We start from the raw sequence: 23895 nt of genomic DNA, 5'->3' as shown, positions 1-23895 counted from the left end.
ACCCTCCGCCGGCCGGGTCAAGACCGCGCGGTGACGGCCGGAGTGTTCTGGTACGCGGCGATGAGCCAGTCGTCGGCGCGCCGCACCAGAACCCAGGTGGCGTGGATGGCGTTCTCCTCCGGCAGCTCGGTGGCGCCGGGCGGGATGACGCCGCCCCGGGTCGTCAGTACGGCGACATCGGCGCCCAGCACCCGCACGTCGACCGGGTCGCCGGTCACCCGGGTGCCCTTGAAGGGGCCGGAGAACGCCTCGGTCATGAACGAGCGGATGGCCTGGCGGCCCGCCAGGAACGTTCCGGGGAGGACGAGGGTGGCGTCCTCGGCGAACACGTCCGCGAAGGCTCCGCCGTCGTTCCTCTGCCATGCGGCGACGATGCGCCCGGGTACCGCGAGGACCTTATCCGCATTCTGTTCCGTGGGTTCGATGGCCATTTTCTCTTCCTTTCCTCGGTAATTCGACGAATGGAAGACTCGCATGGGCCGAAGTGCCGGGGCATCTTCCTCATTGCGCCCCGGCCGCCCAGGGTTCCGGCCGGATGCCGCAATTCCGAAGATGCCTCCGAAAGACCGCCGGAGCACTGTTGTCGACGGCGAAGGACGCTGTGGCGACGGGCCGCGGCGAATCCTGATCGACGCGACTATTCCCCTGGAGTGTCCGATGACTGTCACTGCTGTCCCTTCCGGTGCGGAACTCGTCGGCCGCGCGACGGAGCTGGTCCCGCGGCTCCGGAGCCACGCGGTGTGGATGGAGGAGAACCGCAGGGCGCACGACGACGTGCTGGAGGCCCTGCGCGAATCCGGTCTGTTCCGTATGCGCGTACCGCGCCGGTACGGCGGTTTCGAGTCGGATATGCGGACGACGGTCGAGGTGATTTCCGAACTCGCCCGTGGAGACGCCTCCGTGGCCTGGACGGCCGCGGTCTATGCCATCAGCACCTGGATGGCCGGTCTGTTCCCGGACGAGGTGCAGGACGAGATATTCGTCGACCCGGACGTGCGGATCAGCGGAATTCTGAGCCCCACCGTGCAGGCCGTCCCGGCAGCGGGCGGCGTCGTACTCGACGGTCGGTGGACGTTCAACAGCGGTGCCCGGCACAGCGAGTGGAACACCTGCGCGGCCGTGCTGGTCGACGGGGACGGGCAGCCGCAGCCGGTCATGGTGGCGGTTCCGCTCGCCGACCTCACCGTGGTCGACGACTGGCACACCAGCGGACTGCGCGGGTCGGGGAGCGTCTCCACCGTGGCCGAGAACGTCTTCGTCCCGGACGCCCGGGTGCTGCACATGGGCCCCGTGCTCGCCGGCCGGCACGGTTCGGAGCGGAACGCCGACCGCCCCCTGTGGCGTGCGCCCTTCATGCCGACCGCATGCGCGACGGTGGGCGCCCCGGCCCTCGGCATGGCCAAGGCCGCGCGGGAGTCCTTCATGGAACGGCTGCCCGGACGGAAAATCAGTTACACGGACTACGAGAGCCAGCGCGAGGCACCGCTGACGCATCTGCAGCTCGCCGAGGCGGTCCTGCGGACCGACGAGGCCGCGTTCCACGCGTTCCGCGCCGCCGACCTGCTCGACTCCAAGGCGGTGGCGGGCGAGACGTGGACGCTGGAGGAACGCGCGCGGGTACGCCTCGACCTCGGGGCGGTGTGCCGGCGTTCGCAGGAGGCGGTCGACATCCTGAGTTCGGCGAGCGGCGGCTCGTCCGTCTACACGGACGTCCCCATCCAGCGGATCGAGCGTGACATGCGGACGATGAGCCGCCACGCGATCATCCACCCGAACACGAACCTGGAGCTGTACGGACGCGTCCTGGCCGGCCTGGGCCCCAACACCCTCTATCTCTGACCCCGGCCGCCCACCTCCCGCCATCCACGCCGCCAGGAGGCACCCATGGAAGACCGCGCCCCCGTGGTGATCGACCGCAGCGGTCGGGACATCCACGCCGAGGCCGCCCGGATCCGCGCGCGCGGACCCGTGACCCGCATCGAACTCCCGGGAGGGCTCGCCGCCTGGTCGGTGGCGGGCTACGAGGAAGCCCGCCGCGCCCTCGCCGACCCCCGCTTCTCCAAGGACCCCCGCAAGCACTGGCCGCCGCTCGCCGAGGGCGCGGTCGCGGAGGATTTCCCCCTGATCGGGTGGGTCCTCATGGACAACCTGACGACCGCGCACGGCGACGACCACCACCGTCTCCGCAAGCTGGTCGTCAAGGCCTTCACCCCGCGGCGCGTCGAGGCGATGCGCGCCGGCATCGAGACGGCCACAGCCGAACTCCTGGACGGGCTGGTCGCCGCCCCCGGCGAGGTGATCGACCTCAAGGAGCGCTTCGCCCACCCCCTGCCGGCCCGCGTCATCTGTGACCTGTTCGGCGTCGCCCCCGGCGACCGGGCCCGCCTGCTCCGCGGCGGCGAGGTGAACGTCGACACCACGGTGGACGCGGCGGACGCGGCGGCGAACGTCGAACAGTGGCACCGGGAGATGCAGGAGTTCGTCGACTCCAAACGGCGCGCGCCCGGCGACGACCTGACGAGCGACCTGATCGCGGCGCGCGACGACGCGGCCCGGCTCAGCGATTCCGAACTGGTCGGCACGCTGCACCTGCTGCTGGCCACCGGGACGGAACCGGTGATGAACCTGATCGCGAACGCGGTGCGCGCGCTGCTCACCGACCGCGAGCAGCTGCGCCTCGTCCGGCAGGGGCGTGTGACCTGGGAGGACGTGATCGAGGAGACCCTGCGGGCCGAGGCGCCGGTCGCCCACCTGCCCTTCAGGTTCGCCACCGAGGACATCGAACTCGGCGGGGTCACCATCGCCCGGGGCGAACCCGTCCTCGTCAACTTCGCGGCGGCCGGACGCGACCGGGCCGTCCACGGCGCGTCGGCCGACGCCTTCGACGCCACCCGCGAGGACCGGACCCATCTCTCCTTCGGCCACGGGATCCACCGCTGCATCGGCATGCCCCTGGCCCGGATGGAGGCGCGCATCGCCCTGTCGGCGCTGTTCGAACGCTTCCCGGACCTCACCCTGGCCGTCGCCCCCGAGGAGATCGAACCCCAGGCCACCTTCATCATGAACGGTGTCCTGCGCCTTCCGGTCCGGCTGTCGGCCACCCCCGCACCGGCGACGTCCCGGTGACCGCGGCGATCGGAAAGGCGGCGACGACCATGAGAGCGGCGGTGATCCCGTACCCGGGTGCCCCGTGGGAGCTCCGCGAGGTTCCCACTCCCCGGCCCGGTCCGGGCCAGGTCCTGGTCAGGGTCCGCGCCTGCGGGCTCTGCCACAACGACGTCTGGCTGTCGCGGGGCGTCTTCGACTTCCCTGCGGTGAGTCCGGCGGTCATCGGCCACGAGGCGGTGGGCGAGGTCGTCGAGACGGGGCCGGGAACCGACAGCAGGAAACCCGGGGACCGCGTGGGCGTCACCTGGATCCAGGGAACCTGTGGGCGGTGTGCGTCCTGCCGGCGTGGCGCGCCGCTCTCCGGCCGGTCCGGAATGGCCTGCGAGCGGCCGGCCCTGACCGGCATGACCGTGCCGGGCGGACACGCGGAGTACGTGGTGGCGAACGCCGCGGGAACGGTACTGATCCCGGACGGGATCGACGATGTGCAAGCGGCCCCGATGCTGTGCGCCGGATACACGGCGTGGAGCGCCTTGGCCGCCGCGGCCCCGGCCCCCTCGGAGCGCCTCGCGGTCCTGGGCATCGGCGGCCTGGGGCACCTGGCCCTCCAGTTCTCCCGGGCCGGCGGTTTCGAGACGGTGGCGATCACCCGGTCCCCGGACAAGCACGCCCTGGCACGCCGGTTGGGAGCCGACCACGTCGTCGGCGACGGGAGCGGGCTCCGCGACCTCGGCGGAGCGGACGTCGTGCTGGTCACCGGCACCTCGTACCGGGCCGCCTCGGACGCCCTTCAGGGGCTGCGGGTGGACGGACGGCTCATACTCGCCACGATCGACCCCGTCGACTCCTTCACGATCGGGCCCGACGCCCCCGTGTGGGCTCGACGGCAGCGGGTGATCGGGGCCAGCCACGACGGGCCCCACCTGCTCGCGGAGGCGCTCCAGCTCGTCGCCGCGGGGAAGGTGGCCCCGGTTGTCGAGGCGTTCCCGGCCGAGCGGATCAACGAGGCCGTCGACCGGGTGGAGAAGGGGAGCATCCGGTTCCGGGCGGTCGTGACCTACTGAGGACGGGGGGCGCGGGCCCTCCGGCACTTCCCGGGGCCCGGACGTCGAAACCGGGCGGACGGTTCCGACCCAGTTCCGAAGGACGTGGCGCACAGCGCCCCCGTCAGCCGCAACCGGGAAGGAACTGCAATGGAACGCATGGCCGGAGGGCCCCCCACGAAGGCGGGCCGCAAGGAATGGATCGGGCTCGCCGTCCTGGCCCTGCCGACCCTGTTGGTGTCCCTCGACGTGTTCGTCATGCTCCTCGCGCTGCCGAAGCTCAGCACCGCCCTGCACGCCGACGGCGTCGAGCAACTGTGGATCACGGACATCTACGGGTTCATGCTCGCCGGTTTCCTGATCACCATGGGCACCCTGGGCGACCGGATCGGGCGGCGGAAACTGCTGCTCATCGGAGCCACGGCCTTCAGCGTGGCCTCCTTGGTGTCCGCGTACTCCGTCAACCCGGCGATGCTGATCGCGGCCCGCGCGCTGCTCGGCATCGCCGGCGCGACCCTGGCGCCGTCGACACTGTCGTTGATCAGCACGATGTTCACCGACGCCAAGCAGCGCGGCACGGCCATCGGCATCTGGATGATGTGCTTCTCCGCGGGCGCCATCATCGGGCCGATCGTCGGCGGCGCGATGCTGGACAGCTTCTGGTGGGGCTCGGTGTTCCTGCTCGGCGTGCCCGCGATGGTGCTGCTGCTCGTCCTCGGGCCGATCCTGCTGCCGGAGTACCGCAACCCGGACGCCGGCCGTCTCGACCCGCTGAGCGTCGCCGAGTCCCTGGCCGCCATCATCCCCGTCATCTACGGGCTGAAGGAAATCTCGAACAACGGCTGGCAGCCGTGGCCGGTCGCGGCCGTCGTCTTCGGTCTCGTCGTCGCCGTCTTCTTCGTACGCCGGCAGCGGCGGCTCACCCACCCGCTCCTCGACCTGCGGCTGTTCGCGGACCGCTCCTTCAGCACGGCGCTCGGCGGGATGCTCTTCGGCACGATGCTGACCGGCGTCATCATGCTCTTCGTCACCCAGGACCTGGAGCTCGCACACGGCCTCACCCCGCTCCAGGCCGGTCTCTGGATGCTCCCCGCGGTGATCACCAACACCGTCAGCTTCGGCGTGTCCCCCCTCGTGGCACGGCGGATCAGGCCGGCCTACGTCATCGGCGGCGGCCTGCTGATCTCGGTGGCCGGCCTGCTCGTGATGGCCTTCATGAACGCCGACGACGATCCTTGGGTGCTGATCCTCGGCTTCGCCCTGGTCTTCCTCGGGGCCGGACCGATGGTCACGCTCGGCGCCGGCCTGGTCATCGGCTCCGCGCCGCCCGAGAAGGCCGGATCGGCCGCGGCCATCAACGAGACGAGCGGCCAGTTCGGTTTCGCCTTCGGCATCGCGGCCCTCGGCACCCTCTCCATCGCGGTCTACCGCGGCGCGGTCGGCGACAAGCTGCCCCGCGGGCTTCCGGAGGACGTCGCGGCTGCCGCCCGCGATACCCTGTCGGCCGCCCTGTCGGCGGCCGAAGGGCTCGCCGGCGGGCTCGGGGCGGAGGTGGCGAGGGCGGCGCGCGCGGCCTTCGTCAGCGGGCTGAACACCGTGGCCGCCGTGTGCGCCGGTGTGCTCCTGCTCGTGGCGGTGCTGGTGGCGATCCTGCTCCGGCACGTGCCGCCGACGGGACAGGCCGCGGAGGACGGCGGGTCCGGCGCACCGGCCGGCCCGGCGGACGCCGAGGAGGAACGGGTCGCGGCGGCGGACTGATCCCGCCCCGCGCCCGGCGGGGACACTGTCCGCTGCACCGTGGTGCCGAGCGTCGGCCCCCGCCGTACGCCAACGGGACGACGAAGCCCGCGGTCCGCCGGACCGCGGGCTTCGTCGTCAGGGGGAGGGCGGCCGGGAGCCGGCCTGCCCGCTCCTGGCGAGGTCACGGAAGGGCGGGCGGCGGTGCGCTGCGCCGGAGCCACCAGTGGGCGATCAGCAGGTTGACGATCCAGCCGAGCCATGAGGAGATCTCCAGCAGCGGCAGCACGTCGATCCGGAAGCCCGGGATGTAGGTCATGGCCTCGGAGAGCACCCGGCCCCACGATGTGCCGAGGGCCAGGGCGAAGCTGTAGACCATCCACCGCCGGTGGTCGTGGAAGCGGCGCTGCCGGGCGCGGACGTACCCCGCTACCGTGGTGGCGATCCACAGGACCGCCATCGTCGCCAGTCCGACCTGGCCCGACGGGGCTTTCGAGAAGGGCAGCAGCACGAGCGCGAGGAGGGCGCTGGGCAGCGCGGCGGCGAAGACGTAGAGCCGGCCGCTGATCCGGTGGACGCGCGGGTGGAAGCGCCGTACCCCGGGCAGCAGTTGCAGGAAGACGGTGACCATGGACAGGTTCCCGAGCACCACGTGGGCGACCAGCACCCCGTAGTGCTCCGGGAATCCCTGGTCGAGCGGGATCCGCGCCTGGTGCGGGTCCCCCGTCGCGTACCGCGGGAAGGCGTGCAGCAAGTTGAAGACCACGAGCACGGCCGCGCCGACGAGCCAGGCGCGGCGCATCACGCCGCGCGGCGTGGGGTCCGGCGTGGCGCCTGGCGTGGCGGCGGCGCGTGGTGGCGCCGTGTCCGGGCCCGCGGTCGCGGGCCGACCAGCACTCCGTATCACGATGAGCTCCGAAGTCGTCGTCCTGTGGTGGTCGTGCGGGGGCCCGCCTCCCGGAGACGGTCCGGAGGGCGGGCCGTCGGCGCGGGCCGTCAGTGGTGGAATTCGCCGGCATTGACGTCCAGGCACTGGCCCGTGACGGCACGGGCGGCGGACGAGGCGAGGAAGAGCACCGCGTCGGCCACCTCGTCCGGTTCGGGCAGCCGGCGCAGGTCGAGGGTCTCCGCGATCTCGTTGTACACCTGCCGCGTCGTCACCCCCCGCTCCACCGCGACACGGCCGAACCCCTCCCGCAGCGCGTCGGCCCAAATGTAGCCGGGCGCAACGGAGTTGACACGGATGCCGCGGGGTCCCAGCTCTGTCGCCAGGCTCCGCGCCGCGGAGAGGAGGGCGGCCTTGGCCATCCGGTAGGCGCCGAATCCGGGCCTGGAGTGCCGTACGATCGCCGAGTTGATCATCACGACCGCGCCGCGGGACCCGGCGAGGGCGGGGGTGCAGAGACGGGTGAGCCGCAGGGCCGCGATGACGTTCGTCTCGAACCCGGCGCGGAGGTCGTCCGGTTCGGCTTCCCCCAGCTCCACCAGCGGCGGAGCCGCGAAAGCGTTGTGGACCAGGGCGTCCACACGTCCGAAGGCCGCGACGGCCGTCTCGACGAGGTGGGTGGCCGAGGCCTCGTCGGTGATGTCGGTCGGCACGGCCAGCGCGCGCCGGCCGCTCGCCTCGATCTCCGCGGCGATCTCGGCCAGCCTCGCCCCGGTACGTGCCGCCAGGACGACGTCCGCGCCGCACCGGGCCGCGCGCAAGGCGATGGCCCGGCCCAGTCCGGGCCCGACTCCTGAGACGATGACGGTACGGTCCTCGAACATGCTGCTCCTCCGTGGGGTCGTGGCGGATCGGTTACGGGCCGGGCGTTCACGCGGGCAGGCGGACCGACAAGGCGTGCCGGAACACGTCGCGCGGGTCGTAACGCAGCTTGACGGCCTGCAGGCGGGGGTAGTTGTCCTTGAAGTACAGGTCGTGCCACGGCACCCCGGAGGTGTTCCAGGCCGGGTCGGCCAGGTCGACGTCGGGGTAGCCGATGTAGGAGCCGTCGGCGGTGCGGCCGGGCACGGGCACGCCGCCGGTGTCGGCGTACATCTCCCGGTAGAACGCGCGCACCCAGGCGATGTTTGCGGCGTCCTGCTCCGCCGACTGCCAGACACCCGTGCTGTACGACGCCTTGAGGATGGAGTCGCGCTGGGCGGTCGCGGTCGCGTCGGGCGGCATGGTGTTGACGCGGCCGCCGAAGCCGGTCAGGACGAGGCAGCCCGCGGGGGCAGGGCAGCCCTGTGCGCCCAGGAAGCGGTGGAGCACGTCGAGCTGCCGCTCGGTGAATCCCCGGCGCAGATAACCGGCCTTGTTCTTGTAGCGACCCCGCGGGTCGCTGGGCCAGTCGTACGAGGGCATCCACGAGCTCCACCAGGGGACGACGTCCAGTTCGTCCGTCACCGGGGCGACGCCCACCCCGTCGGTGATCCGGCCGAACTGCTCGTCCAGCAGGGCGGCCGAGCCCGGTGTGTCGTCGTCGAGCACCGCGGTCATGCCGAACGAACCCGCGCCCCGGTGCGGCACGATGAGGTTGTTCCACAGGTTCGCTGCGGGGGAGTCCGGGTCCGTGTGGTCCTCGTACCAGCCGCAGTAGTTGCGGAGCAGCGCAATGAACGAACGTTTGGTCATCCCTTCCCAAGGCCACATGACGACCCGTCGGCGCATCCGTGTGGGCGCGGTCGGCAGCAGGGAGGAGGGGGCGCCGTCCGGGTCACGCTCCGGAGTGCGGAGCCAGTAGCGGGTGACCACGCCGAAGCTGCCGCCCCCACCTCCCGTGTGCGCCCACCACAGGTCCCGGTGGGGATCGCCGACATCCCGGGTGGCCACCACGGTCCGCACGCGGCCGGACGCGTCGACGACCACGACCTCGACGGCGTACAGGTGGTCGACGATCAGCCCGTCACGGCGCGAGAGATGACCGTAGCCGCCGGCGGAGAAGTGTCCGCCCGCCCCGACCTCGAAGCAGGTGCCGCCGGGCACGGTGACGCCCCAGAAGGTGTACAGCACCCGGTAGACGTCACCGAGCGTCGCTCCCGCCTCGACGCTGAACGCTCGCATCCGCTCGTCGAAGCCGACGGCGTTCATGGGGGACAGGTCGAGCAGGACGCGGACCTCGGGCGAGGAGGTGAAGTCCTCGAAGCAGTGGCCGCCGCTGCGGACCGCGATCCGCCGGCCCGCGGCGACGGCCGACTCGACGGCCGACACCACCTCGCCGGTCGACCGGGCGAACCGGATGGCCTCGGGCCGTCCGACGAAGCGGTGGTTGTAGCTCTCGACCAGGTTGGGGTACCGCGGGTCGTCCGCGGTGATGGTGAGGGGCGCGGTCGGCACCCCGGTGCTGTCGGTCATGTTCCTCGTCTCCCGTCTCCGTCCCATGGGCCGACCTGACGGTCGCTCATCGACCGCCGGGCCGGCGTCTCACGGATTGCGGTGGTCGCTCAGCCCGGACGCCTCGCGGTGATCATCACGAAGTTCCCGGAGGTGGAGGTGTCGAGAAGGTCGAGGCCGGCGCCGGTCACCCAGGCCGTGATGCCGGCGAGGCTGCCGAGCGGCATGCCGTCCGGGAAGCCGGGACCGCGGAACGACCGCTGGAAGTAGCGGTCGACCGGGTCGTCGGCCTCCCGGAACGTCATGAGGGTGAGCGTCCCTCCCGGCCGCAGGCACCGGGCCGCCTCGGCGGCCACGGCGGCCGGCTCCGGCATCGCCTGGAGGGCGTTCCAGCAGTTGACCGCGCCGAGCGAACCGCTGTCGAAGGGCAGCGAGAGGGCGTCGGCGCAGACGGCGGCGGCCCCGGGCACCGTGCCCCGCAGCCAGTGCAGCATCGACGGGTTGAGGTCCAGGGCGATCAGCCGCTCGGCGCCGACCGCCTCCGCGAGCACGCCGGTCCACCGGCCGGCTCCCGCGGCGAGGTCCAGCACCGGCCCGTCCGCAGGGCGGGTGTGCGCGGCGATGTAGGCGTCCTCGTCCGCCGGGGCGACCGTTCCCGCCCAGTTGCCGCCCATGAGCCGCAGGAAGCCTGGCCGCAGCACCGTCTCGTAGTAGTGCCCGACGGATTCCATGGTGGCGGCGTTCCGCAGGACGTCGGCGGGGTCGGCGTCGTCCGCGACCGGGGCCGTCAGGTCCAGGACGCCGTGGCCGGCCGTATACCGCGTCGAGCAGGCCGTGCAGGTGGCGTGCCCGTCGGCGGTGGGTGACGGCCGACCTCCGCAGCACGGACAGCGCAGGACGGCGGTGTGCCGGTGCCAGGCCGCCGTGCCGTCCGGTGCCGGGTACGGGCGCGGCACCCGCGCATCGTGGACCTGCTGCGGCATGCCGTGGCGTACGGCCCAGTACGCGAGGGCCCCGGTGTACCCGAGGAGCATGCGGGTGTCGCCGTCGTAGGCGCCCGCGAGCCGCGCCGGGCCGAGGCCCCGCACCCACTGCCGGTCCTGCTCGCGCTCGGCGCCGGTGAGGTTCCACTCCGCCGGGGACGGCCACACCCGGCCGATGACCGCCTCGTTCCCGGGGAGGGGCCGGAGGCAGCGGCGGAGCCGGGAGGAGACGTCCTCCGCGAGGCCGAGGGTGCCGGCCCGGTCCAGGATCCGGGTCCGGTCCTCGGGGAAGTGGGAGACGACGTACAGCAGCGCGTGCGTGAGCGGACCGTCGCCGCGGGCCTTCTCCAGGAGACCGAGGCAGGTTCCGAGACCCTTGCGGACCTCGCTGTAGACGTCCGGGGCGCCGGGGCCGTCGGCCTCGGCGAGCAGGCCCAGGAGGACGAGGGCGCGGCCCAGGAGGTGTGCGGGCAGGCGTTCCAGGGCGTCCACGAGGACAGCGGCCGACGGCGCGGCCTCCGCCTTCGCCAGTCCGTCCTCCCAGACGGCGGCCGTGAGGCGTGTGAGCGCCGCGTCGGCGGCACGGGGACCCGCGTCGAGGAAGGAGTGTGCCGGGGTGTCGCTGCCCCGGCCCGTCGCGGCGTCAGCCATGGTTCTCCTCAGCTTCGTTCAGCGTCTGCGCGAGGAAGTACGCGTCCTCCCGGACCCGCGCGTCCAGCAGGGGACGGAGCCCCACGTCGGAGTACCGGCGCGGGGTGCAGCCGGAGGTGCGGCGCAGGAGGGTCAGGCTGTTCTGGCGCAGTTTGTGGTCTTCGAGAAGGTTCAGGAACTCGAACTCTCCGGGGCGCAGACGCCCGCTCTCGGCGATGTAGTCCAGCACCGCCTCGCCTTCGGGGTAGGTCATCAGATAGTGCAGGGCGACGACGCCGCCGTCGGGGTTGACCAGGTCCCAGCACTCCTCGAAGAAGTACAGGCAGTCCCAGGCGTCCACCCAGGCGAGGTCGACGGGCATCAGGTCTTCCGGGAGGAGCGGTACGCACGAGCGCAGGTCGGCGTTGACGATCGTCACCAGGTCTTCCAGCCCGAACGCGCCCAGCACCTCGCTGACCCGGCCCGCCGAGGAGTCCGGCATGGACAGGTCGTCGACGGCGACGAGCCGCGGCTGGTAGAGCTCCCGGTAGGAGGACGGCACGAGCAGGGCGGGCTCGGCGTCGACCCACGCGTCGTCGAGCGCGCGCCCCTCGTGGACGTAGGGCGCGGTCTTCCGGGCCAGCCCGGCGGCCTCCTCCGCGATCAGCTCCTCGACCTCCGACAGCGCTCTGGCGAGGAACGGCGTCGTGTACCCCATGCCGACCTCCAGCACCCGGCGGGGCCGCAGGAGGTGGACCAGGTTCGCGAGCAGGGGGGCGACCGCCTCCGTGCCCATGCCCGGGACCCTCAGCCGCTCCACGGCGTCGCGGAACTCCCGGTCGCGGCCCGGTGTACGGGCGCGGAGCGTCATCGTGCGACCCCGGAGGTGCCCGCCCGCTCCGCTTCCGCCGCCCGGTACAGCGCTTTGATGTTGCCGCTGCCGAAGCCCCGCGCGCCGAGGCGCTCGATCACCTCCAGGAACAGGGTTTTCCGCGGGTGCACGGAGCGCGCGAAGATCTGGAACAGCTGTCCTTCGTGGTCCTGGTCGACCAGGATCCGGTGCCGGCGCAGCTCGGCCTCGGAGTGGCGGGCGAGCGTGAGCCGGGAGGAGAGGCCGTCGTAGTAGGAGTCCGGTGTGCCCATGAACCGGATGCCCCGCGCGGCGATGACGCCGACGGTCCGCACGATGTCGTCGGTCGAGAAGGCGAGGTGCTGCACGCCGGCGCCCCGGTGGTCCTCGATGAACGCGTCGACGTGGCTGCGCGGGAGCGAGGCGTCGGGCTCGATCAGGGTGAAGGTGACCTCCCGGGACGGGCTCTGGACGACCTCGGTGGTCATGCCCTGGGAGCCGACGGCGAGACGCTCGGTGAAAATCAGGCCGAAGCCGAGGACGTCCCGGTAGAACTCGGTGGCGGCACGTATGCGGCCCGGCGGGACACAGACGGCCACGTGGTCGAGAGTGGCGAGGCCGCAGCCACCGGTCACCGGGGAAGTGGGCACGAAGTCCGGGAGCGTCCACGCGTCGAGCCCCGGCGGGCGTTCGACGAAGGTGTGCACCAGGTCGCCGATGCCCGCGACCGCCGCCGTCGTGACGCCCTCGCGGCGCGCCGGCTCCGCCACCGGCCGGGCCCCGCGCGACACCGCCAGGTCGAAGGCGGCACCGGCGTCGTCGACCCGGAACGCGATGTCGGCGACCCCGTCACCGTGCCGCTCGACGAACGCGGCCTGCGGCGTGTCCGCGTCGAGCGGCTGGGAGAGCACCAGCCGGACGGCGCCGGAACCGAGTCCTACGGAGCGCACGGTGCGCGTGCGTCCCGCGTCCCGGGCGCGGACGGCGAACCCGTACCCGTCGGCTAGCCAGCGCGTCGCCGCTTCCAGGTCGCTGACCAGCAGCCGGACGTGGTCCAGTCCGAGTCGCCCGAGGGGGCTCCCGGTCGGCGTCATGATGTTCCTCCCTTGTGGTGGTACCGGTTCACGAGGCTGCGGGGCCGCAGGTCGGCCCAGTGGGTGTTCACGTGGTCGAGGCAGGAGCGGCGGGTGGCGGGACCGTGCGCGGTGGTCCACCCCCGCGGTACGCCGATCGCCGCGGGCCACAGCGAGTGCTGTCCCTCGTCGTTGACCAAAACCAGGTAGACACCGTCGTCGGCGTCGAACGGACCGGTCATCTCACCCCTCCTTCCGACCGGCCAGCAGCCGTTCGAGTTCGGCCGGTGTCGGCATGTCGAAGAACTCGCCCACGGTCAGGTCGACGCCGTAGCGTTTGCGGATGCGGCTGATCAGACGCATCGCCGACAGCGACTGGCCGCCCAGGTCGAAGAAGCTGTCGTCGAGTCCGACCCGCTCGACACCGAGCACCTCGGCGAAGAGCGCGCACAGGTCCTTCTCCGCGTCGGTGGCCGGCGGCCGGTAGACCTGTCCGCTCGCGAACACCGGTTCCGGGAGGGCCCGGCGGTCCACCTTCCCGTTGGGGGTCAGGGGCAGCCCGGGCACCGGCACGAAGGCGGACGGGATCATGAAGTCCGGGACGGCGCCCGCGAGGTGGGCGCGCAGCGCCTCGGTCTCGACGGACGGCCCGTCCGCGACGACGTAGGCGACGAGCTGGCTGCCGGCCGGGCCCGCGTCCCGGGCGGTCACCGCGGCGTGCCGTACCGAGGGGTGCCCGGCCAGGACGGCCTCCACCTCACCCGGCTCGACGCGGTACCCCGCGATCTTGACGAGGTCCCCGGCCCGGCCGACGACGTCGAGTGTTCCCTCGGAGGACAGCCGGCCCAGGTCGCCGGTGCGGTACATGCGCGCGCCGGGCGGGCCGAAGGGATTGGCGACGAACCGCTCGGCGGTCGGGCCGGGGCAGCCGGCGTACCCCCGGGCCAGGCCCCGCCCCGAGAGGTACACCTCGCCGACCTCCCCGGCCGGGACGGGCCGGAGCCGGCTGTCGAGCACGTGCAGGCGCACCCCGTCCATCGGCCGTCCGACGGAGACCGTCGTGCCCGCCCGGTACGGCGCGGACATCGGGGAGTGCGTGCTGAAGACCGTCGCCTCCGTCGCCCCGTACATGGCCCGTACCACCAGGCCGGGATGTGCGTCCAGTACGGCCTGGACGGCGCCGGGCGCGATCCTGTCGCCGCCCGTGAGCACCTGTCGAACGCCCGCGAAGACCTCGGGGCTCTCCTCGGCCAGCACCCGGAACAGCCCGGCGGTGACGTGCAGCCCGGTGACGCGCTCCCGCGCGATGAGGTCGCGGAGGGCCTCGGCCGTGAGGTTCCTCGGCGGTGGCACGACGATCTGTCCGCCGTGCAGGAGCGGGACCCACAGTTCGTAGGTGGAGACGTTGAAGGCGTACGGCGCCAGCATCAGCACGCGCTCGTGGTGGGACGCCTCCCAGCACCTGTCGTGGACAAGTGCCAGGACGTCCCGTTGTGCTACGGCCACGCCCTTCGGCTCGCCTGTCGATCCCGACGTGTGGATGACGTAGGCGAGCTGGTCGGGGTCGGCGGGTGGCCGCGGAGGTGTTACGGGGCGGTCCGGGAGCTCATGGCCGGGGCCGACGACGATGGTCCGAGACGCCCGCACACCGCGCCGGGAACCGGCCTCGTCCGTGAGCAGGAGAGGGTTGCCGTGGTGCGCCATGATCCGGCGCAGCTGTTCCGGGGGATGGGCGAGGTGCAACGGCACGTAGTAGCCACCCGACTTGAGCACGGCGAGCGTCGCCACGACCAGGTCGGCGGAGCGCTCCATCAGCACCGCGACCGGCGTCTCCGGCCCGACCCCGGAGTCGGCCAGCAGCCGGGCGAGGCGGCCGGCCCGCTCGTCCAGTTGCCGGTAGGTCAGGCACGTGTGCGGTGCGGAGACCGCCGGCGCGTCCGGTGATCGCGCGAGCTGGGCGGCGAAACCTTCCTGAATCGAGCCGGGCCGGACGAGTTCGGCGGGAGAATCCGATTTCCTGTCCCGCGAGTTCGTCCCACAACGGTATTCGGTCATGCACAGACCGTGGCACCGCGGGAATCCTCCCGGCATCTCGTGCATTGCGTTCGAGGCGCACGGACCCGGTGCGCCAACGCATTTTCCGAGAACCTTCCGCAGCACCCCGCGGGTGACGATGGCGGCCGAGCCCCTTTCGGGCTGCGTGAGCGCGCGTCAGCCGGACCCGGCAGCCCGGTCCGGGCGGGACGCCCGCGAGTACATCGACGTGATGCGCTCGGTGAACAGCAGCTTCATTCGAGAAGGAGGACCGCCGTGGCATACCGCAGGCGGATTCGCAGAATGGTGCCGGGACTGGTGATGGTCCTTGTCGCCGCATTGTTGTTCTTCGCCACCCGCGAGTCGATCGCGGCGCCCGACGGTGACCAGGCCGCCGAGAAGTACGGCTTCAAGGAAATGCCCATTGCCATGCCGCCGGGCTACGACCGGTTGCCCAAACGTTCGGTCCGCGTCGTCAATCCCGCGTACGAGAAGATCCGTTCCTGGATCTCGTCGGTGGGCGCGAGCGTCGCCCTCAACGACCTCACCGGGAACGGCCGGGCCGACGGCATGTGCGTCGTCGACACCCGCACCGACCAGGTGATCGTCACCTACACGCCGACCGCCCCCGCCGCCGACCGCTTCACCCCGTTCACCCTCGACCCCGCACCGCTGCCGATGGACCGGGCCATGGCGCCCACCGGGTGCACCTTCGGCGACTTCAACGTCGACGGGCGCATGGACATCCTGGCCACCTACTGGGGTCGCACGCCGATCCTCTTTCTGGCCCGGTCCGGCGCGCAGACACCCTCGCGGCCCGCCTACACGCCCCGCGAGCTGGTGCCGTCGCAGTCCACCGACGGGAAGTACAACGGGCCGCGCTGGAACACGGACACGGTGTACGTCGGTGACCTCGACGGCGAGGGCCACCCCGACATCGTCGTCGGCAACTACTTCCCCGACTCCGACGTGCTCGACCCGGACGGGCTGAAGAACGTCGTCATGAACGACTCCCTGTCCACCGCCAAGAACGCCGGCGGTGACCGCGTGCTGCGCTGGACCGGCGCCACCGCCGGGACCTCGCCGACCGCCTCCTACACGGAGGAACGCAAGGCGCTGCCCTACGACGTGTCCACCGGCTGGACCCTCGCCGTCGCGGGCGCCGACCTCACCGGCGACGCCCTGCACGAGCTCTACATCGCCAACGACTTCGGGCCCGACCACCTCCTGTACAACCGCTCCACGCCGGGCCGCATCCGGCTCACGGAGGCCAAGGGCGAGCGCGATCCCGACACCGCGAAGTCGTTCGTGCTCGGCAACGACTCCTTCAAGGGCATGGGAGCCGAGTTCACCGACCTCGACCACACCGGCCGCTTCGACATGGTGGTCAGCAACATCACCGCGGCGTGGGGCCTGGAGGAGTCCAACTTCGTCTGGAAGAACCGGACGCGGAACGAGAAGGAGATGCGCGACGCGCTCGGCTCCGGCACCGCTCCGTTCACCCAGGATGCGGAGCGGTACGGGCTCGCCTGGACCGGCTGGAACTGGGACGTGAAGACGGGCGACTTCCTCAACGACGGCAAGCAGGCGGTCGTGCAGACCGACGGCTTCGTCAAGGGGAGGACCGACCGCTGGCCGTGGCTGCAGGAGATGGCCATGACCAACGACAACCTGCTCTCCAACCCCGCCATGTGGCCCCATGTGCAGCCCGGTGACGACATCGCCGGTGACGACGCCCTGGCCTTCTACGTCCGTACCGCGAGCGGGAAGTTCGCCAACGTGAGTGAGCCGCTCGGCCTCGCCGTCAAGACGCCGACCCGCGCGCTGGCCACCGGCGACACCACCGGCACCGGGCGTCTGGACTTCGCCGTCGCCCGCCAGTGGGGCCCGCCCGCGTTCTACGCCAACACCGCCCCGGAGGTCGGCGAGCACCTGACGCTGCACCTGGTCCGGCCCGCCGCGGGCGAGGAGGCGAGCGCCGGTGGCCTGGCCGGTGCCGGGGCTCCCGCGTACAACGCCTCCGTCCGCGTCACCACTTCCTCCGGGACCGAGATCGCCCAGCTCGACGGGGGCGGCGGGCACGGCGGTTACCGCAGCTTCGACGTGCGGTTCGGCCTCGGTACCCACGACGGCCCCGTGACCGCGCACCTGAAGTGGCGCGACGCGGACGGCGGCCTCCACCAGCAGACCCGACGACTCGCTCCCGGTACCCACACCCTCATGCTCACCGGTGACGCCCAGGAGGTTCCGACCCGATGACCGCAACGGTCGCTCACCCCCCGGCGGGCCAGGCACGGCCGGCCACCGCGGCGCCGCCCGCCGGCAAGCCCGACGCGCGCTATCTCGCGCTCCGCAACTTCGCCCTCTCGATCAGCGTCCTCAACATCTTCGGCTACACGCTGCTCGGCTTCGAGCAGCCCTGGATCTGGCCCGTCATCGCCGTCGTGACCGGTTACGCCGTCGAGATCGCCCTCGAATCGCTGACCGCCTGGGCACACCGCCGCCCGCCGCGCTACCTCGGGCGGGGCATACGAGGGCTGTACGAGTTCCTGCTGCCCGCCCACATCACCGCGCTCGCCGTCAACATGCTCACGTACGGCAACGACCAGCTACTGCCCATCCTGTTCGGCGTGGTCGTCGGCGTCGGTGGCAAGTACGCGCTGCAGGCCCCGATCGGCGGCCGGATGCGGCACTACATGAACCCGTCCAACCTGGGCATCACGGTGACGCTGCTGTGCTTCGGCTCATGGTTCAGCATCGCACCGCCGTACCAGTTCACCGAGCACGCCAACACCTTCTTCCGGGTCGCCGTCCCGCTGATCATCGCCACCGCCGGTACCGTCATCAACGGGCTGCTGACGAAACGCACGGCACTGATCGTCGGCTGGCTCGGCGGATTCGTGATCCAGGCGGTGATCCGCCACTTCGTCTGGGACGTCGCCGTGTACTCGGCGCTCGGACCGATGAGCGGTGTCGCCTTCGTCCTGTTCACCAACTACATGATCAGCGACCCCGGTACGACACCCGCCCGGCCCCGCGACCAGTTCGTCTTCGGCGCCGGTGTGGCGCTGGTGTACGGCGTCCTGATGGTTTTCAACGTCGTCTACACCCTGTTCTTCGCGACCACGATCGTCTGCGGCCTGCGCGGCGCCGGCTGGTGGGCCGCGCACCTGGCGCGCCGCCGCCGCGAGCGGACGTCCACGACCGAGGCGGTGACCGCATGAACGACCGCAGAACCCCGATCGCCGTCGTCGGCATCGCCTGCCGCTACCCCGACGCGGACACCCCCGAGCAGCTATGGCAGAACGTCCTCGCGGGACGCCGCGCGTTCCGCCGCCTGCCCGACGAGCGGATGCGCCACGAGGACTACTACTCCGCCGACCCGGCCGCGCCCGACCGCCACTACGCACGGAAGGCGGCCGTACTGGAAGGGTTCGAGTTCGACCGGGTGGCGCACCGCATCGCCGGTTCCACCTTCCGTGCCACGGACATGACGCACTGGCTGACACTGGACACTGTCGCGCGTGCCCTGACGGACGCGGGTTTCTCAGGCGGGGCAGGCCTGCCCTCGGCCACCACCGGCGCCGTCATCGGCAACAGCCTCAACGGCGAGTTCAGCCGCGCCAACCAGATGCGCCTGCGGTGGCCCTACGTGCGCCGCACCGTGGCCGCCGCGCTCCGCGACAAGGGCTGGGGCGATGCCGAACTGGCCGCGTTCCTGGCGGGGCTGGAGGAGCGGTACAAGGCCCCGTTCCCGCCGATCGACGAGGACAGCCTGGCCGGCGGCATGGCCAACACCATCGCCGGACGCGTCTGCAACCACTTCGACCTCGGCGGCGGTGGGTTCACCGTGGACGGCGCCTGCTCGTCCTCGCTGCTCGCGATAGCCACCGCGTGCAACGCGCTGGACTCCGGACAGCTCGACGTCGCCATCGCGGGCGGTGTGGACCTCAGCATCGATCCCTTCGAGATGATCGGCTTCGCCAAGACCGGTGCGCTGGCCACCAGGGAGATGCGCGTCTACGACCGCGGCTCCAACGGCTTCTGGCCGGGCGAGGGCTGCGGCGTCGTGGTCCTGATGCGGAACGCCGACGCGCTCGCGCAGCGACGTTTCCGCTATGCGACGATCGCGGGCTGGGGCTGGTCCTCGGACGGCCGCGGCGGCATCACCCGGCCCGAGGCGGGCGGCCACCGACTCGCCCTGGAGCGCGCCTACCGCACCGCCGGATTCGGCCTGGAGACCGTCGGCTACCTGGAGGGCCACGGCACGGGCACCGCCGTGGGGGACGCCACCGAGCTGCGCGCCTTCACCGAGGCCCGGCGCGCCGCCGAACCGGACGCCCCACCCGGCGCGATCGGCACCGTCAAGGGCAACTTCGGGCACACCAAGGCGGCCGCGGGCATCGCCGGGCTCCTCAAGGCCGTGCTCGCCGTGCGCCACCAGATCATCCCGCCCGCCACCGGACACGTCGATCCCCACCCCGAACTCACCGGCGAGCGCCCCGCGCTGCGGGTCCCGGCCGAGGCCGAACCGTGGCCCGACGGCGTGCCGGTGCGGGCCGGGGTCTCCTCCATGGGCTTCGGCGGGATCAACGCGCACGTCGTCGTCGAGCACGCCGACGGCGTACGCCGCACCGCGCTGCCCCGGTCGGCGGTGCGGCTGATGCGCTCGCGCCAGGACTGCGAGCTGCTGCTCGTCGACGCCGAGGACACATCCGAGCTGCGTGGCCGGCTCGCCCGCCTGGCCGCCTTCGCCGGGCGTCTGTCCTACGCCGAACTCGGCGACCTCGCCGCGACCCTCCAAGCCGACCTGGCGGGATGCCGGATCCGTGCCGCTGTCGTCGCCTCCTCCCCGGAGCAGGCCGAAGAGCGCTTGACGGACCTGCTCGCCCGTATCGACGACGGTGCCCGCCGCGTCGTGGACCCGGCCGCCGGGCTGTTCCTCGGCGACCGGGACGGGCAGCCGCCCCGGATCGGGTTCCTCTTCCCCGGCCAGGGCGCGGGGCGCGGCGGGGACGGCGGTGCGCTCCGCCGCCGGTTCGCCACGGTCGACGACCTCTACCGTGCCCAGCACCTGACCGCCTCCGGCGATCAGGTGGCCACCGAGGTCGCCCAGCCCCGCATCACCACCGCGTCCGCCGCGGGACTGCGGGTGCTCGCCGCACTCGGCATCGAGGCCGCCGCGTCGGCCGGCCACAGCCTCGGCGAACTGACCGCCTTGCACTGGGCCGGGGCCATGGACGAGGCGGCACTGCTCCGGACGGCCGCGGCGCGCGGCCGGGTGATGGCCCGGGCGAGCGACGGCGGCGGCGCCATGGCCGGCATCGCCGCCGGGCCCGCCGTCGTCGAACCCCTGCTGGACGGCGAGCCGGTGGTGATCGCGGGGTACAACGGCCCCCGCCAAACGGTGGTCTCGGGCCCGGCGGCAGCCGTCGACCGGGTCTGCGGGCGGGCCGCCGGGCAGGGGCTGGACACCCAGCGGATCAACGTCTCGCACGCTTTCCACTCGCCCGCCGTCGCCCCCGCCGCGCGTGCCTTCGCCGGACACCTGGCGGGGGAGGAGTTCGTCCCGCTCGCCCGGCGCGTGTTCTCCACCGTCACGGGAGGGCCGCTCGACCGTTCCACGGAGGCCGCCGAGCTGCTGACCCGCCAGGTGCTCGCACCGGTCCGTTTCACCGAGGCGGTGTCGGCGCTCGCCGCCGAGAGCGACCTGCTGCTGGAGGTGGGGCCCGGCCGCATCCTGTCCGGTCTCGCCGCCGAGGCTGCCGACGTCCCCGTGATTCCCCTGGACGCGGGAGGCCCCAGCCTGGCCGGCCTCTTCCAGGCGGCCGCCGCGGCCTGGGTGCTCGGCGCGCCGGTACGGCATGGGGCTCTGTTCGAGGGCCGGTTCACCCGCCCCCTGCCGCTCGACAAGGAGTTCCGGTTCTTCGCCAGTCCGTGCGAATCGGCGCCCGCGGAGGATGTCCCGCCCGCCGTGACCGCGGGGGAACCGGCGCTGCCCGCACCGGCCGAGGAGCCCGTGGGCGGCCCGCCGACCGCCGTCGGCGGGCCGGCGGGCAGCCTGGAGGTCCTGCTGCGGCTCGCCGCCCAGCGCGCCGAGCTGCCGCCCGAGGCCGTCTCCCCGGACACCAACCCGCTGGACGAGCTGCACCTCAGCTCGATCACCGTCGGCCAGATCATGAACGAGGCCGTCCGTGAGCTGGGCATCAATACCCCCGTGACCACCTCGGCCTTCGCCACTGCCACCCTGGCGGAACTGGCCGAGATGCTCGACGGGCTGTCCGGCACCGCACTCCCCGCCGAGGCCGGCCGCCGGCCCGACGCGGAGGGCGTCGCGCCCTGGGTGCGAGCCTTCGCCGTCGACCTCGTCCCGGCCGAGCCCGGCCCGCCCCGCGGGGCATCGGGCGAGGGTACTTGGACGGTCTTCGCGAGCGAGGACCACCCGCTGGCCGGGCCGCTCGCCGAGGCTCTGCGCTCTGCCGGGCTCGGCGGCGGCGTCCTGCTCTGCCTGCCGCCGGACTGCGACGAGGGGCACGCCGGGCTGATGCTCGCCGCGGCGCGCGCCGCGCTCGCCTCCGCCACCCGGTTCGTCGCCGTCGGTGACCGGCGCGGTCCGGCGGGTCTCGCCAAGACCCTCCACCTGGAAGCGCCGTCCATCGCCGTCACCGCCGTCACCTTGCCGGTGGCGTCCCCCGGCGCCGCCGGCCTGCTCCCCCGCCTCGTCGCCGACGTGGCGGCTACGTCGGAGTTCAGCGAGGTGCACTACGACGGTGACGGCACACGCTGCGTGCCGGTGCTGCGTGCCCTGCCACCCGCCGCGACGGCCCCCGGGCCGCTGCCGCTGGGCACCGGTGACGTCCTGCTGGTCACCGGTGGCGGCAAGGGAATCACCGCCGAGTGCGCGCTCTCCCTGGCCCGGGAGACGGGGTGCGCGGTCGGCCTGCTGGGCCGCTCCGCACCCGAGGAGGACGGCGAACTCGCTGCCAACCTCGGACGGATGGCCGCCGCCGGAATCTCCTTCCGCTACGTCCGCGCCGATGTCACCTCCCCCGAGGACGTCCAGAAGGCCGTACGGGAGGTCCGCGAGTCCCTCGGGCCCGTGACCGCCGTGCTGCACGGCGCGGGCCGCAACGAGCCGCGCGCGCTGACCGCCCTCGACGAGACGTCGTTCCGCCGGACCCTGGCCGTCAAACTCGCCGGGCTGGAGGCGGTGCTGGCCGCCGTGGACCCGGAGGACCTGCGGCTGCTCGTGGCGTTCGGCAGCATCATCGGCCGGGCCGGCCTGCGCGGTGAGACCGACTACGCCACGGCCAACGACTGGCTCACCGAGCGGGTCGGCCGGGTGCGGGCGGACATCCCGGGCTGCCGGTGCGTGACGCTGGAGTGGTCCGTGTGGTCCGGGGCCGGGATGGGCGAGCGGCTGGGCGTGCTCGAATCGCTCGTCCGCGAGGGCATCGACCCGGTCCCCGCCGACGAGGGCGTCGCGATGCTGCGGAGCCTGCTCGCCGATCCGGACACCCCGGATTCCGTCGTCGTCATGGGCCGCGCCGGTGGCCTGCCGACGATCACGCTCGACACGCCGGAGACACCCCTGCTGCGGTTCACCGACCGGGTCCGGGCGCACTACCCGGGCGTCGAACTCGTGGCCGACTCCGTGCTGTCCGCCGCCACGGACCCCTACCTCGCCGACCACCTCCTGGACGGGACCCTGCTGTTCCCGGCCGTGCTCGGCATGGAGGCGATGGCGCAGGCCGGGGCGGCACTCACCGGGCGCGCGGAGACCCCGGTGCTGGAGGACGCGGAGTTCCTGCGCCCGGTCGCCGTCCCCCCGGACGGTGAGACGACCATCCGGGTCGCCGTGCTGGTCACCGGCCCCGACACCGTCCGCGCCGTGATCCGCAGCGAGGAGACCGACTTCCGCGCCGACCACTTCCGCGCGGTGCTGCGGTACGGGGACAGGGCGTCGCACGGGGAGAGGAACGACGCGGGTGACCGGTCGGAACCGGTACGCGCCCGGCACCCCGGCACACCGGACGCCGACGAGGCCGTGCCCGCGCCGGTCGTCGACCCCGCCCGGGACATGTACGGCGGCGTCCTCTTCCAGGGGGCCCGGTTCCAGCGCCTGATGCGCTACCGGCACTTCGCGGCGAAGGAGTGCACCGCCGAAATCTCCACCGCCGCCACCCAGTGGTTCGCCGGATTCCTCCCGCCGGACCTGGTGCTCGCCGACCCCGGCACACGGGACGCGCTGATGCACTCCCTCCAGGCGTGCGTTCCGGACGCCACCCTGCTGCCCGTCGGCGTCGAGCGGCTGTACCTGGCCGACCCGGCCGCGGCGCGCGCTGCCGGGACCGCCGTGCTGCACGCCGCGGAGCGCTCACGTGACGGCGACACGTACGTCTACGACCTCGATGTGCGCGCCGCCGACGGTGCTCCGCTGGAGCGCTGGGAGGGCCTGGTGCTCAAGGCCGTCCGCAAGACGAACGGCTCCGGCCCGTGGCTCCCCGCACTCCTCGGCCCCTACCTGGAACGCCGGACCGAAACCCTCCTCCCGGCCCCCCTGCGGGTCGCCGTCCGCCCGGATGGCGACGGCGCGGAGGGCGGCACGGCAGCGCGGCGTGCCCGTACCGCGCTCACCCTCGGCCAGGCGCTCGGCCGGCCGGTGACGCTGCGCCATCGCCCCGACGGGCAGCCGGAGGTGGACGGCGGCCCCGCCGTCTCCGCCTCGCACGGGGCCGGCGTCACCCTCGCCGTGGCGGCGGGGCCTGGCGCCCAGGCCGTCGGCTGCGACGTGCAGGCGGTCGGGGAACGCGGTGCGGGGGAGTGGTCCGGGCTGCTGGGCGACAGCGGCTGGGCGCTGGCCCGGCTGCTCTCCGCCGAACGCGGTGAGGACCTGTCGCTCGCGGCGACCCGGGTGTGGAGCGCCGTCGAGTGCCTGCGCAAGAACGGCCACGCCCGGGTGGAACTGGTCGCCGACGGCGCGTCGGCGGCGGACGGCTGGACGGTGCTGCGGGCCGGTGACGCCCGGATCGCCACGGTCTCCGTGCATCTGGGGACCGCCGACACCAGGCGGCCGGCGGTGTTCGCCCTCATGTCGACGGGAGGAAACCCTCGGTGA

The 23895-nt window shown here is 72.9% G+C and carries 16 protein-coding genes; 7 read left to right on the top strand and 9 right to left on the bottom strand.

Annotated elements, in window-relative coordinates; all coding sequences use genetic code 11:
- Positions 1-17: 17 nt before the first annotated feature.
- The gene (locus ACH4K4_RS34085; protein ID WP_398172893.1) at positions 18-431 is read right to left on the bottom strand and encodes an SgcJ/EcaC family oxidoreductase; all 414 of its coding nucleotides are present in this window, start codon (positions 429-431) and stop codon (positions 18-20) included.
- Between the two features lie 226 nt (positions 432-657).
- On the opposite strand from ACH4K4_RS34085, the gene ACH4K4_RS34080 reads away from it, so the two are divergent.
- From ACH4K4_RS34080 to ACH4K4_RS34065, 4 genes are all read left to right on the top strand, one after another.
- Positions 658-1839 carry an acyl-CoA dehydrogenase family protein gene (locus tag ACH4K4_RS34080; RefSeq protein WP_398172891.1) on the top strand — a complete coding sequence of 394 codons (1182 nt, stop codon included), beginning with the start codon at positions 658-660 and terminating at the stop codon, positions 1837-1839.
- 45 nt (positions 1840-1884) lie between these two features.
- On the top strand, positions 1885-3126 hold the full coding sequence (locus ACH4K4_RS34075; RefSeq protein WP_398172889.1) for a cytochrome P450: 1242 nt from the start codon (positions 1885-1887) through the stop codon (positions 3124-3126).
- A 29-nt stretch (positions 3127-3155) separates the two neighbouring features.
- Positions 3156-4172, top strand: a complete 1017-nt coding sequence (locus ACH4K4_RS34070) for an alcohol dehydrogenase catalytic domain-containing protein (protein WP_398172887.1) — start codon at positions 3156-3158, stop codon at positions 4170-4172.
- Between the two features lie 138 nt (positions 4173-4310).
- Complete coding sequence (locus ACH4K4_RS34065; RefSeq protein ID WP_398172911.1) at positions 4311-5909, top strand: MFS transporter; 1599 nt, start codon at positions 4311-4313, stop codon at positions 5907-5909.
- Between the two features lie 163 nt (positions 5910-6072).
- Here ACH4K4_RS34065 and ACH4K4_RS34060 read toward each other — a convergent pair whose 3' ends face one another.
- From ACH4K4_RS34060 to ACH4K4_RS34025, 8 genes are all read right to left on the bottom strand, one after another.
- Positions 6073-6795, bottom strand: coding sequence for a DUF2306 domain-containing protein (locus ACH4K4_RS34060; RefSeq protein WP_398172885.1), 723 nt, complete (start codon positions 6793-6795; stop codon positions 6073-6075).
- A gap of 89 nt (positions 6796-6884) precedes the next feature.
- Positions 6885-7658: an SDR family oxidoreductase gene (locus ACH4K4_RS34055; RefSeq protein WP_398172883.1), complete on the bottom strand. Its 774-nt coding sequence runs from the start codon at positions 7656-7658 to the stop codon at positions 6885-6887.
- Between the two features lie 46 nt (positions 7659-7704).
- Complete coding sequence (locus ACH4K4_RS34050) at positions 7705-9228, bottom strand: FAD-binding oxidoreductase (RefSeq protein ID WP_398172881.1); 1524 nt, start codon at positions 9226-9228, stop codon at positions 7705-7707.
- An 89-nt stretch (positions 9229-9317) separates the two neighbouring features.
- A complete protein-coding gene (locus ACH4K4_RS34045; protein ID WP_398172879.1) occupies positions 9318-10841 on the bottom strand; it encodes a class I SAM-dependent methyltransferase in 1524 nt (507 codons plus the stop codon).
- Positions 10834-11691, bottom strand: a complete 858-nt coding sequence (locus tag ACH4K4_RS34040; protein WP_398172877.1) for a hypothetical protein — start codon at positions 11689-11691, stop codon at positions 10834-10836. Before ACH4K4_RS34040 ends, ACH4K4_RS34045 begins: the two co-directional genes overlap by 8 nt.
- The gene (hppD, locus tag ACH4K4_RS34035) at positions 11688-12764 is read right to left on the bottom strand and encodes a 4-hydroxyphenylpyruvate dioxygenase (protein ID WP_398172875.1); all 1077 of its coding nucleotides are present in this window, start codon (positions 12762-12764) and stop codon (positions 11688-11690) included. Before hppD ends, ACH4K4_RS34040 begins: the two co-directional genes overlap by 4 nt.
- Positions 12761-12985, bottom strand: coding sequence for an MbtH family protein (locus ACH4K4_RS34030; RefSeq protein ID WP_398172873.1), 225 nt, complete (start codon positions 12983-12985; stop codon positions 12761-12763). Before ACH4K4_RS34030 ends, hppD begins: the two co-directional genes overlap by 4 nt.
- A gap of 1 nt (position 12986) precedes the next feature.
- Complete coding sequence (locus ACH4K4_RS34025) at positions 12987-14798, bottom strand: amino acid adenylation domain-containing protein (protein ID WP_398172871.1); 1812 nt, start codon at positions 14796-14798, stop codon at positions 12987-12989.
- A 255-nt stretch (positions 14799-15053) separates the two neighbouring features.
- Here ACH4K4_RS34025 and ACH4K4_RS34020 point away from each other — a divergent pair, with 255 nt between their 5' ends.
- The 3 genes from ACH4K4_RS34020 to ACH4K4_RS34010 are packed head-to-tail and all read left to right on the top strand — an operon-like array spanning position 15054 to position 23895.
- Entirely contained in the window at positions 15054-17036 is a 1983-nt protein-coding gene (locus tag ACH4K4_RS34020) for an FG-GAP repeat domain-containing protein (protein ID WP_398172869.1), read from the top strand.
- Positions 17033-18001, top strand: coding sequence for a hypothetical protein (locus ACH4K4_RS34015; protein WP_398172867.1), 969 nt, complete (start codon positions 17033-17035; stop codon positions 17999-18001). Before ACH4K4_RS34020 ends, ACH4K4_RS34015 begins: the two co-directional genes overlap by 4 nt.
- Positions 17998-23895 (top strand): type I polyketide synthase, encoded by a 5898-nt coding sequence (locus ACH4K4_RS34010; RefSeq protein ID WP_398172865.1) that lies wholly within the window; start codon positions 17998-18000, stop codon positions 23893-23895. The genes ACH4K4_RS34015 and ACH4K4_RS34010 overlap by 4 nt, the downstream gene beginning before the upstream one ends.

Origin of the sequence: Streptomyces sp. NPDC017529 (genome assembly GCF_044329785.1) — a bacterium.
Lineage (GTDB): Bacteria > Actinomycetota > Actinomycetes > Streptomycetales > Streptomycetaceae > Streptomyces.
The sequence above is the reverse complement of the archived record's forward strand: the minus strand, read 5'-3'. Positions and strand labels throughout refer to the sequence as shown.

Coding starts and splice junctions, on each gene's coding strand:
- ACH4K4_RS34085 (WP_398172893.1), bottom strand. CDS start 431: ATGGCCATCGAACCCACGGAACAGAATGCGGATAAGGTCCTCGCGGTA.
- ACH4K4_RS34080 (WP_398172891.1), top strand. CDS start 658: ATGACTGTCACTGCTGTCCCTTCCGGTGCGGAACTCGTCGGCCGCGCG.
- ACH4K4_RS34075 (WP_398172889.1), top strand. CDS start 1,885: ATGGAAGACCGCGCCCCCGTGGTGATCGACCGCAGCGGTCGGGACATC.
- ACH4K4_RS34070 (WP_398172887.1), top strand. CDS start 3,156: ATGAGAGCGGCGGTGATCCCGTACCCGGGTGCCCCGTGGGAGCTCCGC.
- ACH4K4_RS34065 (WP_398172911.1), top strand. CDS start 4,311: ATGGCCGGAGGGCCCCCCACGAAGGCGGGCCGCAAGGAATGGATCGGG.
- ACH4K4_RS34055 (WP_398172883.1), bottom strand. CDS start 7,658: ATGTTCGAGGACCGTACCGTCATCGTCTCAGGAGTCGGGCCCGGACTG.
- ACH4K4_RS34050 (WP_398172881.1), bottom strand. CDS start 9,228: ATGACCGACAGCACCGGGGTGCCGACCGCGCCCCTCACCATCACCGCG.
- ACH4K4_RS34045 (WP_398172879.1), bottom strand. CDS start 10,841: ATGGCTGACGCCGCGACGGGCCGGGGCAGCGACACCCCGGCACACTCC.
- ACH4K4_RS34040 (WP_398172877.1), bottom strand. CDS start 11,691: ATGACGCTCCGCGCCCGTACACCGGGCCGCGACCGGGAGTTCCGCGAC.
- hppD (WP_398172875.1), bottom strand. CDS start 12,764: ATGACGCCGACCGGGAGCCCCCTCGGGCGACTCGGACTGGACCACGTC.
- ACH4K4_RS34030 (WP_398172873.1), bottom strand. CDS start 12,985: ATGACCGGTCCGTTCGACGCCGACGACGGTGTCTACCTGGTTTTGGTC.
- ACH4K4_RS34025 (WP_398172871.1), bottom strand. CDS start 14,798: ATGACCGAATACCGTTGTGGGACGAACTCGCGGGACAGGAAATCGGAT.
- ACH4K4_RS34015 (WP_398172867.1), top strand. CDS start 17,033: ATGACCGCAACGGTCGCTCACCCCCCGGCGGGCCAGGCACGGCCGGCC.
- ACH4K4_RS34010 (WP_398172865.1), top strand. CDS start 17,998: ATGAACGACCGCAGAACCCCGATCGCCGTCGTCGGCATCGCCTGCCGC.